Source organism: uncultured Microbulbifer sp., from assembly GCF_947489355.1.
Taxonomy (GTDB): Bacteria; Pseudomonadota; Gammaproteobacteria; order Pseudomonadales; family Cellvibrionaceae; genus Microbulbifer.
Genome location: NZ_CANLDD010000078.1, coordinates 1 through 11,834, shown reverse-complemented (window position 1 = coordinate 11,834; position 11,834 = coordinate 1). Strand labels below are relative to the sequence as shown.

General features: G+C 54.3%; 10 protein-coding genes and 1 pseudogene. 5 read left to right on the top strand and 6 right to left on the bottom strand.

Annotated elements, in window-relative coordinates:
• Nucleotides 1-118 precede the first annotated feature (118 nt).
• From Q1A48_RS19330 to Q1A48_RS19315, 4 genes and pseudogenes are all read right to left on the bottom strand, one after another.
• Nucleotides 119-3,055: a Tn3 family transposase gene (locus Q1A48_RS19330; protein ID WP_299948205.1), complete on the bottom strand. Its 2,937-nt coding sequence runs from the start codon at nt 3,053-3,055 to the stop codon at nt 119-121.
• A 21-nt stretch (nt 3,056-3,076) separates the two neighbouring features.
• Nucleotides 3,077-3,652, bottom strand: coding sequence for a hypothetical protein (locus tag Q1A48_RS19325; protein ID WP_299948203.1), 576 nt, complete (start codon nt 3,650-3,652; stop codon nt 3,077-3,079).
• Nucleotides 3,653-3,661: 9 nt separating this feature from the next.
• Complete coding sequence (locus Q1A48_RS19320) at nt 3,662-4,297, bottom strand: helix-turn-helix transcriptional regulator (RefSeq protein WP_299948200.1); 636 nt, start codon at nt 4,295-4,297, stop codon at nt 3,662-3,664.
• A 198-nt stretch (nt 4,298-4,495) separates the two neighbouring features.
• Nucleotides 4,496-4,682, bottom strand: a pseudogene (locus Q1A48_RS19315) (mercury(II) reductase); the annotation flags it as partial.
• Between the two features lie 223 nt (nt 4,683-4,905).
• On the opposite strand from Q1A48_RS19315, the gene Q1A48_RS19310 reads away from it, so the two are divergent.
• Complete coding sequence (locus Q1A48_RS19310) at nt 4,906-5,346, top strand: DUF2793 domain-containing protein (RefSeq protein WP_299948197.1); 441 nt, start codon at nt 4,906-4,908, stop codon at nt 5,344-5,346.
• Here Q1A48_RS19310 and Q1A48_RS19305 read toward each other — a convergent pair.
• Entirely contained in the window at nt 5,343-5,564 is a 222-nt protein-coding gene (locus Q1A48_RS19305; protein WP_299948195.1) for a hypothetical protein, read from the bottom strand. The genes Q1A48_RS19310 and Q1A48_RS19305 overlap by 4 nt on opposite strands.
• Nucleotides 5,565-5,853: 289 nt before the next feature.
• Between Q1A48_RS19305 and nhaA the strand changes: the two genes are divergently transcribed.
• The 3 genes from nhaA to Q1A48_RS19290 all read left to right on the top strand — a co-directional run bounded on the left by nhaA (nt 5,854) and on the right by Q1A48_RS19290 (nt 8,744).
• The gene (gene nhaA, locus Q1A48_RS19300) at nt 5,854-7,188 is read left to right on the top strand and encodes a Na+/H+ antiporter NhaA (RefSeq protein ID WP_299948193.1); all 1,335 of its coding nucleotides are present in this window, start codon (nt 5,854-5,856) and stop codon (nt 7,186-7,188) included.
• 180 nt (nt 7,189-7,368) lie between these two features.
• Entirely contained in the window at nt 7,369-8,058 is a 690-nt protein-coding gene (locus Q1A48_RS19295) for a transposase (protein WP_299948190.1), read from the top strand.
• On the top strand, nt 8,055-8,744 hold the full coding sequence (locus tag Q1A48_RS19290) for a transposase (protein WP_299948207.1): 690 nt from the start codon (nt 8,055-8,057) through the stop codon (nt 8,742-8,744). The genes Q1A48_RS19295 and Q1A48_RS19290 overlap by 4 nt, the downstream gene beginning before the upstream one ends.
• Before the next feature lie 688 nt (nt 8,745-9,432).
• On the opposite strand, the gene Q1A48_RS19285 is transcribed toward Q1A48_RS19290, so the two are convergent.
• Entirely contained in the window at nt 9,433-10,416 is a 984-nt protein-coding gene (locus Q1A48_RS19285; RefSeq protein ID WP_299948188.1) for a DNA-binding protein, read from the bottom strand.
• A 230-nt stretch (nt 10,417-10,646) separates the two neighbouring features.
• On the opposite strand from Q1A48_RS19285, the gene Q1A48_RS19280 reads away from it, so the two are divergent.
• On the top strand, nt 10,647-11,630 hold the full coding sequence (locus Q1A48_RS19280) for a site-specific integrase (RefSeq protein WP_299948186.1): 984 nt from the start codon (nt 10,647-10,649) through the stop codon (nt 11,628-11,630).
• Nucleotides 11,631-11,834 lie beyond the last annotated feature (204 nt).

Here is an 11,834-nt window from a genome sequence, read left to right as displayed (position 1 = left end):
GGCCTAGCGGGAGCATCTGAACAGAAACTTACGGTTTCGCCCTGTCTGTCCCATCTCAAACCGTAAAATCCTGTGCAAAATCACCCTGCCTAAAAAGCAGCCTGCAATGCCTGCCTGACTACGTCTCATCCCCTTCTCCCTCTACAAAATAGGTCCCATTCGGAAGGACGTGCTTGTAGGGTAACAAGGAGATATGGGATAGGGTCTCGTCGTCGACGCTCTCGCCCTGTTTCCGGAGTTCCTCCACGATGTTGCGGATCCTGGAAGTGTTCCAGTACAGGATGGCGTTGGATACGAGGCTGAGGGCGGTAGCCTTGTTCATAATCTCTTCATAGTCGCCGGTGGTGAATTCCCCCTGATTGGCGAAGAAGATCCACCGTGGCAGGTTATGCCGGTACTCTCCCTTGTTGAGCTGTAACTGCACGGTTCGGCGCAGCTTCTTGTCGGTAAGGTAGCGCAGGATGTATTGAGTTTTGATGATCCGCCCAAAGTTGGTGAAGGCCTTGGACAGGCGGTCGGAGGGAAAGCTGTTGGTCAATCGCTGCACGATGACGTGGGCCGGTGCCGTGCGTTCCTTGAGGGACTGCGCCACATGGATCATCGCGTCCCATTGCTCTTCGACGATGTCCAGGTCCGCCGTCTTGTTCAGCAGTGGCGTAAACACCCCATAGTTCACATTGCGGTCAACCCGGTAAAGCTGCTGGTCCTTTAGGTCGCGGATGCGGGGCATGAAGTAGTAGCCCAGCAGGTAACACAGGGCGAAGATGATTTCGGTATAGCCGTGCGTGTCGGTGGTGTGTTCCCGAATCTTCAGGATGGTGTCGTTTTCCAGCAGGCCGTCGAGTACGTACAGGGCTTCCCGCGGGTTGCAGGAAATGGCCTTGGTGCTGTACACCGAGTACTGATCGGACACATGGGTGTAGATGCCGATCGCTTTTTCATAGTAGCCGTAGTAACGGGGATAGTAGGCGGCCAACAGGCTGTCGGCCCGGATCTTGAAGCGCTGAGCGTCGGAGGAGGATAAGCCGCCGGAGCCATGTACTGCGCTGAAGGACAACTGGTGATGCTGATTGACGATCTCAGCGCTGGCAGTCTTGAGGGTTTCTTCCCGCACGTAAAACTGCAGCACGTGGCGGAGCATATCGACGCTGACACCCTTGACGCTGGCACTCATGGCCACAACCCCCAGATTGGTGGCCTGGGAAATCAGCACGGAAATGAGGGTTTTGTAGAAGTTCTTCGGCCGGGAGTGGTGTTGCTGCACAGGAATGAAGTGGCGGCTGAAATTGGTTTCCCAGTCCACCTCCATCAGGAGTTGCTCGATGCGAATGGTGGGCATGCTCGCATCGATGACCTTCTGTAGATTGGTCACGGCCTCTGGAATTTCGGCCTTGTCGTCCCGTTTCAGCTTGAGCTTGCCATCCTTGATGATGGCGAAGCTGTCTCTCTCGAAGCGCTTTTCGGCATCCGCCACGCTCTGGTGGAATTGCAGTACCAAGGTGGCTTTCACCTGATGCTGGAACGGCTGCTGGAGGTCCTCGTAGGCGGTCTCGCGGGTATTCTGCCAATGTTGCTGATTCAGCATCATGTCCCAGAAGGAGACATGCTGCCTGCTCTGGGGCACGAAAAGATCGCCGGAACGCAAGGCCGCTTTCATTGCGATGGCCAGTCCGAGCTCCCAGGCATTGCGCTGTATCTTGCCGTTCTTATCTTTCAGACAGCGCCTCAACTCCTTGGGGATGAAGTGGGTCGGGACATTGCCGGGCAGCTTCTTCCGTTCGCCGGCGTCGAGCTCCCGGATCAGCTGAATGGATCTCAGCAGTGGCTCGGTGCCGGGTTTGACGTTGAAAGGTAGCTGCACGAACTCGGCAAAGTATTTGCGGAGGCTGGGGTAGCGCGCCAACAGGATATCTCCATAGCCGCGCTCCTCCAGCCTTTTGAAGATATGGAGGTCATTGACGGACTCCTTCAGCAGCTTCTCATCGACGCGGTGCCACAGATCTCCCTTGCTCAAGGGGCGGTCATCCGGCCAGTCGAGAATCAGATGGGTGGCGTCCAGTACGGTGTCGATGGCCCTCTTTTGCCGCTTGCGCAATTCGCGATGCCTTCGCTCATAGATGCGCTTCCCCTTGCGCAGCAGGTCCATGATGAACTGGTCGTGCATGGTTACCAGGTGGTCGAGCAAGACCTTGCGCGCTTCCAGCAGAAAACACAGCATCAGGGAATAGCGCTTGTGATCCCTGAAGCGTTTGATGTCCTTGGCGCTGTAGCGGAGGGTCAACTTGTAGAGATAGTCCATGAAAGACGGGTCCGCGACCTGGGCTTCGACCGCATCGATCCCGGTGCCGTCCAGTGCGTGGTATCTCTCCAGGTAACTCCGAATGGAGCTGATGGTGGCCGAAGGCGGGTATTCTTTCAGCAGGAAGAACAGAGAGTGCTGGCTCCCTGGGCTGACGATCAGCAGATCGTCTATCGCACTTTTGAGTTCAGGGGAAAGCTGTTGGTGTAGAGACTCGAACAGCCGTTCATGTACATCGGCGCAGACGCTGATGATCAGGCGTTCCAGAACGCTGGGCCCGGGCAGGATCACCTTTTCGGAAAGCAATACCTGTTCGGCCCGCAGGAACAGCTCATCGGGCAAAAAGCCCTTTTCAGCCTGTCTTGCCAGCCATGCCTGGAGCCGGGACTGGGCTGCATCGTCGTACTTGGAGAAGCCCAGGTAGGCCAGGATTTTTCTGCGCTGCTCGGAAAGGGTGGCATCCCGGCTCGGGATTTTGGTGGTGAGGGAAGGTGCCAGCTCAAGCTGGCTGTTCAGGTAGTTGACGATGCGCGGAGACAGATCGTTGACCTGGACGAGGAAGCGGCCGTAGAGGCGAACCGCACAGATCTGGATCGCGATGAATAACCTGGAACTGGTGCGGTAGCGGCCGACCTCCCGCTTGTCCGCCTCTGACAGGGTCCAGTCCCGGGCCATCTCCTCATCGGAGAAGTCCTGGGGCAGCGTTACAGGCTGGTAGCGCTGGCGCGGTGTCAGGAAGTTTTCACTCGCGGTCACAGTGAAGCCCTGCGATTATGGTTATGATCCGAAAGCGAGACTCCACACACGGTCAAAGCGCTTCCGCAACAATGGCTCCGGCACATGGGGTGCGAAGGGTGCGTACCGCTTCACCGCCTCGTAAATCCGTTCCTTGTCCTTGCCTTTGATTTCCTTCAGAAGTAACACGGCATCCTGAATGTCCTTGTCGTGGCGGGAGGCGTGAACCTTGTGGGCTAGCAGCTCTTCCCACACGGCCGCTTTCAACACCAGATACGGGTGATGGAAGATGACGACGTTGGATTTGGTCTCCAGACCGAAAAAGCTGACGCTGTCGTTGAACCAGAGGGACTTTTCATCGGTGGCCAGCCCCAGCTCCTCGCCCACCTGCTTGATCAGTTTGATCAGTAGCTGTTTGTTGGCCGGATTCGCGGGAAAAATGGCATCCACGTCCTGGGTCATGGCGCGGGAGTGGAAGTGCATCAGGCTGATGATCCCGCCGCAACACACCAGCTCAAGGCGTTTGTTTTCCTGCTGCAGCAGATCGCCGAGGCGCTTCAGTGCCTTGATCAGGATATGAATGCTGATGGGCCTGCCGGTGCTGGAATACTGGTACATGTACAGTCCTTATACGAAAAACATGAAATCCCGGGGCGCGAAGATATTGCGCTTGCCGAAGATGGGAGAGATCAGGTCGCCCTCGTAAAACTCCCGGTATTCATCCGGGATCACGGAAAATTCTTTCTGAACCGGTGGGACGCTCCGGCACCAGTCGGGGGCCGACATGGGCTGCGACTTGGGTGGTTCCGCCCAGACTTCCGCCATCCGCTCCAGGAAGCAGGCTTTGAGGGCATACTTAAGCGCCTCCTTTTCATGGGGGTCCGCCACCCATGCCAAGTCCCACTGCTTGCGCCAAAAGAGCTGCACATCGTCCATGAATGCCACGGTGTCTTTGCGCATGGCGGCATCACACATTCGGTCGAGCACTCCCTCCGGCGTCAGCACGTCGACGTCCGAGTTAGAGCGTACCTCCAGGGAAACATTCAAGCCCAGCCGAAGTGCCATATTGACCAGGGAATCCACCCGAAAGGTGTCGGCCTTGCCCTTGAGCAGGGCGCTGACGCGCGGTTGTGAGATACCCAGACGCTCGGCCGCCTCCACTTGGGTCAGGCGATTCTGGATAACAGTGTCGCGAACGGCGCGGGCCAGGGTTGCCCGCAGCTTGAGATTCTCCGCCCGGATCGAATCGTTATTAATGCGCATGGTGCCACCTCCGCCGGTATGTCGCATGCGGGAAGATTATACCTAAAGATGAATAGATTATATGTGTAGTTTAATATCTGGCTTGAGGGATTCGATAAGTGCCGGGATTCTGGAGGTTTTCATTATTTAAGGGGAGTTTTAGGGGGCCGATGCCGACACAAATTGCTCGGCATGGCCCCGGAAAGGTCGATGCGCGGATCAACCGGCACAGCAGGAAAGACGCTTCACATCCCCGGCGAAGGTCTGCGCGCAGAGCTTGAGCCCCTCCACCATGGTTAGGTAGGGGAACATCTGGTCCGCCAGTTGCTCCACCGTCATGCGGTTGCGCAGGGCCAGGGCCGCGGCCTGGATCACCTCGCCGCCCTCGTGGGCCAGCTGGTAATCCAGTGGCACGGGGTAGGGCGCCTGGGCGGCCGCGCCGCCTACGATCAAAGCCAGATTTTTTGCGGGCTACCGGGTAACGGTCAACGGCCAAAGCACAGATACCACCGCAACCACACTCACCCTCGCAGATCCAGGCACCGCGACGATCACCGTCAGTCAGCTAAACAGCATCACTGGCCCAGGCCCGGCCGCACAGATCAGCGTATAAGCAGGAAACAAACACCATGAGCAACACACCGAACAACGGCATACCCTATGCACAGGAAGCCACCCTCGACCCCGCCGCCAGTCTCAACCAAGCCCTGGATACAGTAGACGCACTGCTGCAGCTGGAAGCGCAGGCCATACAGAACGATCCACCGGGCTCTGCCAGCGATGGCGACCGCTATTTGGTTGCTATTGGCACAGGAGCCTGGACCGGCAAAGACGGCCAGCTCGCCCGCTATGTGGCAGACCCCGGCTACTGGCAATTTTTCCCGGCAAAAGTGGCCCTGATTAAAGCGAGCGGCCTGCTATATATCAACGGCAGCAGCGGCTGGCAGGTGGCCAACCGTCCGGCGGCACTGCCGCAGATTACTGGCGACACAAGCAGTGATCTGGCTGGGGTGGTCACGCAGATGTTAAGCGCGTTGAATGAGGTTTATTGGGATAACCAAGTGAGTTAAGGGCCCAAGCTGTAATGTCTGAAACCGTTGTACTGAATGATTTTCGCTGTCGTAACTGCCGCAGAACAATTGGCATTTGAGACCGCTTCTCGCGCGGTTTCCATGACACCAATCGATAGTTGCGCGGTCACGATATCACCTATGGCAGCGGGCACGATGGTGGCGATCGAATACTCGCCGTCTATGATCAAAGCATCGCAGAGGGTGACCTTCACCATGGGTACGGACGCCCACTTCGACATTAGGGCCGAGTTCATTTAGGTGCAGCGCAGCTAGCGTTCGAGTCGGATGACGTAAAACGGCAAAGAAATCAACCCGAGCCAGTACCGGTACCTTTGCCTGATGGGGCGGACGGACAATAAGCTTTAAGCGCTCAACTGGGTGGTTGGGTATTCGATGGGCTGCGTTATGGCCAACCTAGTTCTAACGGCTGTCGCTCACTCCAAGTTAAAACTCCAAATTTTAATCCTTTAGCAATTGACGTTGAGTGGAGTTCATTAGCTTTTAATGATTAAAGATCAAAAAGAAAATCCAGAAACCACTCGATTGCCAAAGGAGCTGGTTGATCGGCTGAAGAGACCCTTTGTACGATTTTTGCACATTACGTCAGCCGGAGGGGCTGTTCTCCTATTGTTCACTGTTGCCGCTCTCGTTTTGTCCAACTCACCTTGGGCCGACTCGTTCGAACATGTCTGGGAGACACCCATAGGTTTCCGGGTTAGCTCGTTAGAGTTTGCACGCTCACTGCGAGAGTGGATTAATGATGGCCTGATGACGCTGTTTTTCTTTCTTGTCGCATTGGAACTCAAGCGCGAGCTGGTTCTCGGAGAGTTAAACAACCCTCGTATGGCTGCTCTATCAATATCAGCCGCCTTGGGCGGTATGATCGCCCCCGCTTTGATATATCTTGCGCTGCAATCAGGTCAACCCGGCCAAAATGGGTGGGGCACTGTCATGGCAACTGACACGGCGTTTGTTATCGGTTGCCTAGCTCTGCTTGGCTCGCGCATACCGCAAAGCTTACGCGTCTTTATGCTGTCTTTAGCGATCGTTGACGATATCGGTGCCATTCTTGTCGTAGCCATCGGTTACAGCGGCAACATTGTCTGGGATGCTTTAGCGCTGGCTGCACTTGGCTTAGTAGTTTTACGTGCCTTGGCAATACTCGGATTTCGCGGTTTTCCGCTCTATTTCCTGGTGGGCGGGCTCATCTGGCTTGCCGTGGATGCGTCCGGCATCCACGCCACCATCACTGGCGTGATACTTGGGTTGATGACTCCTGCGCGCCGATGGGTCAGCGACAATCGATTGTACGAGATACTTGATCAGGTGATTGCGCATCCAGGCATTCACGAGAGCAGTGCAGACACTAAAGATCGAGAGACATTGCAGATAGCCGAGGTTGCCGTACGTGAAACGCTGTCTCCACTAGAGCGCCTGGAGATATGGCTACATCCATGGGTGGGTTTTGCCATCATGCCGCTCTTCGCATTTGCCAACGCCGGGTTGCCGCTGACTTTTAACGGCCTTGGTAATTCGGTCACAGTGGCAATTTTCTTAGGTTTCGTACTTGGTAAGCCTGTTGGTATTCTGTTGTTTAGTTGGCTGGCTATACGCTCGCACATTGCGATTCGTCCACCAGAACTCAGCTGGCGGTTGCTAATAGGCGGCAGCTTGCTCGCCGGAATCGGCTTCACCATGGCGCTCTTCATAGCGAATATGGCTTTCGGTAAGAGTCTAATTGACAGCGCTAAGTTGGGAATCGTCCTCGCATCCGTTTTTTCCGCAGTGGCGGGTCTCGCACTGTTGATGTGGCTGCCTGCGCGTGGGAAAACGCCTTGAGGGGTCAAAAATGAAAACCTATTCATACCAGCATGGAGCAGTAACAACGGGGGTAGCTTGTGTTGCCGACGCCAGCGCTGCACTCGGATAAAAAGGGCTAGTTAAAAGAGCCTCTTTGGGTTTCTGCTGAACAGCCATTTCGACCAGTTTTCGTTATTCTGAGTCAAATTTCTGGTCGAAATGCTCAAGGATGATTATGCTCACGGACACCGATCAGTACCAAAAATCCAGCTTTTTGGCACCGACTTCCTTGATCAACTTGATCCGTCAGATCCACTGTTATTGCTCTCAAAAGCAATTCCTTGGACAGATTTTGAGCGCACTTTTGGGCACTACTATTCTGACAGGAAGGGTCGCCCCAGTATCCCCATTCGTCTTCTCTTCGGCCTACTAATTCTCAAACAGCTGGAAAATTTGAGTGATGAGAATGTTGTACTTCAATGGAAGCGAAACCCCTACTACCAAGCCTTCTGTGGCTTAAAATCTTTCCAGAACAAAACTCCTTGTCACCCCACAGAGCTAGTGCATTTTCGCAGGCGTATTGGCGAGGTCGGTGTTGAAAAAATTTTCAAAATGTCAGCACAGCTCCATGGCAGTATCATTGAAGAGAAGACCGTAAATATTGACACCACGGTACAAGAAAAGTTTATTACCTACCCAACGGATGGCAAGTTGGCGATCAGAATTATTAACCGCTTGAATAAGCTCGCCAAGAATAATGGTATTCAGCAACGCCGGACCTATGCCAAGGAAGTGAAAGAAATGCGGCTTAAACTCCGCTTCTTTCGTCATGTCAAAAAACGTTCGAGTGCAAAAAAAAGCGGTAAAACGCCTGCGGCACCATCGCGGGCATTCTGTTGCTGGAGATGAAGAGGAAATTACCTGAGAGCCATTTGCATGCTTGTCAGGATGATTTTGCGCTGTATGAGCGTGTCTTAAAACAACAGAAGAATGACAAAGACAAAATCTACAGCTTGCATGAACCACAAGTGTACTGTGTCGCCAAGGGCAAAGGCCATAAACCGTATGAATATGGCAGTAAAGCCTCTATTGTTTCTACCGCGAAAGAAGGCATTATTCTAAGTGCTGTAAGTCATTACGAAAACATTCACGATAGCAAGACCTTGGATGAGGTGATCAGGAAGGCCAATGAGGTTAGAGAATCCAAGATTGAAGAGGCCATATGCGATCGGGGCTATCGCGGAAAGAAAATGGCCGAAGGTGCGGAAATAGTTTTACCCAAGCCGGCTTTGAAAAAGGGCAATCGCTACCAGCAAGAAAAGAAACGAAAAAAGTGTCGGCGTCGGGCAGCGATTGAGCCGCTGATTGGACATCTCAAATCTGATTTTCGACTGTCAAGAAACTTCCTCAAGGGCTCAGTGGGTGATGCGATAAATCTACTCATGGCTGCGTGTGCCTGGAATTTGAAAAAATGGATGATCAAGGCACTGGGGGCGTTTTTTTGTGCCCTGGAAAAAGCATTTTTGCCTATTTTTACAGTTTCTAATCCATTCTGGCTGGCAATACGGTTCTTTTGCTCATGTTTTGAAAGGTGAATTTAGTGCGAATCGTTCCGTAAACGCTTATTACACTGTCCTGGAGGCTGGCGTTTGGTTTTTTTCAGGGTCGACTACTTAACTTGGACGACCAAGTGTGGGTGTTTGACCAAATCGAAGGGAATTAAGATATCTTTGTCACCCGCCATTTATCCCCTAATAGCAACCTTGAAAAGCCCGCTGTGTTCAATCGTCATCGGGGCTTTCTTCTAATACATTGGTTATATAGAAAGCCATTTTTATTTCTCTATGGCAAATATACTAGTCAAGTATAACTCGTCATCTCAAGGCAGATTTTGCTGGTATCCTCAATGATCGCAGCTAGTGTGGGCTATTGGCCACCTATCATCCATCGTGGAGAATATATCAATAAGTTAAAAAAACTTCGTGCAATAACTCCCTGGAGTTTATTAGGTAGCCGATATCCATGGCAGTTCCTAAAAATCTTATAGAAAAATACTCAATAAAATCAATAGGCTAGGCATAGAGTCGCGGTTGATTTACCCAAAAACAGTCAATCACCCAGCAGCGGAAGGGCAGCAAGCGGGGCGCCGGCCTTGGCGCCGCCCTCGCATCTGCCGGACTGGAATTTGAGGGGCGTCAACACCGCGCCGAGGCCGACGCGAAGAATATCGCCCGCCTGCTGCCTTACCTGGACTTCTCTTCCGGTTGAGGTCTCTCGGGGAGGTCACCTTTTTGCCTCTGCAGCTGCGTTGAAATGGCTCAGACTGGTGCGGGCTTCGGCGAGGGCGATCTCCAGCTCTGTTTGCCGGTGCGCACATTCTTTCAGCTCTAATCGAGCCCGCTCCAATTGCTCGCAATACAGATCTCGCTCTTTGGCTTTTGCGCTCAAGTTGGTGCTGGTCTGGCTTAATTGCTCGCGCTGGGCGGAGACCAGTTGTTCCGACTTCCGGAGCGCATCTTCCTGACTGCCCGCCTGTCTACGAACTGCGCCAAGCTCACTGGCCAGGCGGGCATTGTCCTTGTTGAGCTGAGTGATCTCACCCTGCTTGACGATGATGGACTGGTTCAATTGGCGCAGCTCAGTCTGCAATTGCTGTACCTGCTGTTCGTGCCGGCGGATGTCCTGATCTCGCTGCTCTTTGCTGGCCTGGCGGAAGTGCTCAAGGGCATCTCGGGCGTGCTGGTGCTTATCCTCCAGGGATTTCAAGTGGGAATCTTTGTCCGCCAGGCGCGCTTCCAGGTCTGCGATCTGCTGAGCCTGCCGTTGCGCTTGGAGCCTTTCGGATTGCAACTCCGCGGTCGCCTGTTCCAGTGAACTCCTGGAGTCCACCAGGCGTTGTTCCAGTCGATGCGCTTTCTCGCCGCTCACCGTCAGCGAGCCCTCGAGTCGTTCACGCTCCTGTTTCCATTGAGCCTCCTGGTCTTTGAGGCGCTTCTCGGCTGCTGAGACCAGTTCATTTGCCTCCTCTCGCAAGCGCGCCGCCAACCGGGCCACCATTTCCTGCAACGTTTTGGTGAGGAGCTGCTCGTCGTCGAGGCGAGTGCTCTCGGCTTCCTCAATCTCCCGGAGATACCGGTGAATAGTGGTCTTGGAGCCGGTATTGCCCAGTTCGATGCGTATTGCGTCCAAGGAGGGGTTCTCGCCGCGGGCCAGCACCGTATCGCGGGCCTGCTGGACCTGGACTTTGTTGATACCTGCACGCGCCATTTGGCCTCCGATTATTTTGTACTGTGGTATGTACTATGTATATACATACTAAATAAGACCATGAGTTAGAGCAACATTCTGAGTTTTATAAAAATGGATAAAGTGGGGTTATCTATTGTCATGACCAAAATCGGTCGTAAAATGGTCTTAATCCGGTATGAATCCCGGGTATCCCCCATAAATCCAGCCCGCCAGATGGGCAGGCCAGCTCTGCCACGGAAAGCCACACAATGAGCGATATCGATCGGTATCTACACGCGGCCACCCGCGACAATACGCGACGCAGCTACCGGGCCTCGGTACACCACTACGAAGTCGTCTGGGGTGGCTTCCTGCCCGCCACTGCCGACAGCATCGTCCGCTACTTGGCCGATCACGCGAAGTCTCTTTCGGCCAACACCCTGCAGTTGCGCCTCTCGGCGATTGCGCAGTGGCACGTTGACCAGGGCTTCCCGGACCCAACCAAGGCCCCATTGGTCAGAAAGGTCCTTAAAGGCATCCGGGAGCTGCACCCGGCACAGGAGAAGCGGGCACGTCCGCTACAAGTGGAAGAACTCACCGCGTTGACAGGCTGGCTGGACAATGCCTGCGAGCAGGCGAACGCCGCGGGTGATCGTAAGTCGGCACTTGCCCATGCCCGCAACAGGGCTTTACTTCTACTCGGCTTCTGGCGCGGATTTCGAAGTGATGAGCTGTGCCGTCTGCGGGCGGAATTTATTAAGGCAGCTCCCGGGCAGGGGATGAGGATCTTCCTTCCCAGGAGCAAGGGCGACCGCCAGAATGCGGGAAAGGAATTCAAGGTGCCGGCGCTGAGTCGATTGTGTCCGGTTGCGGCCTACGGAGAATGGGTTGGCCTGGCTGGAATCACAGAAGGGCCTGTATTCCGCGGAATCAATCGCTGGGGACATCTGGCAGAAAAGGCACTGACGGCGAACAACCTGTCCGCGCTGCTCAGGCGTATTTTTGTAGAAGCGGGTCTTGAGCAGCAGGCAAATATTACCAGCCACTCCCTGCGTAGAGGGTTTGCCAACTGGGCGAATGCCAATGGCTGGGAAGCAAAGGCCTTGATGGAGTATGTCGGGTGGAAGGATATCCACTCAGCCATGCGCTATATCGAGGCTCCTGATCCCTTTTCCCGTGAACGTATTGAACGGGGTCTCACGTCTTATCCTGGCCCAGCCGCTCTGGAGCGTGTCGACGATCAAGAAATTTGATAGCGGTCGCTCCCGAACAGCAGCTTGAGGAGACGCCGTGGAGGAGATAGCAAGAGGTGGGCAAACTGAGATATCGGCTTGCCTTCACGGCAGCGCTAATGGTTACTTTTCAGTCCTATGGGAGATTCTTACAAGGATTTACGGTTTGGAGAGCGCCTGAAGGGCTGAAACCGTAAGTTTCTGTTCAAATGCCCCCGCTAGGCC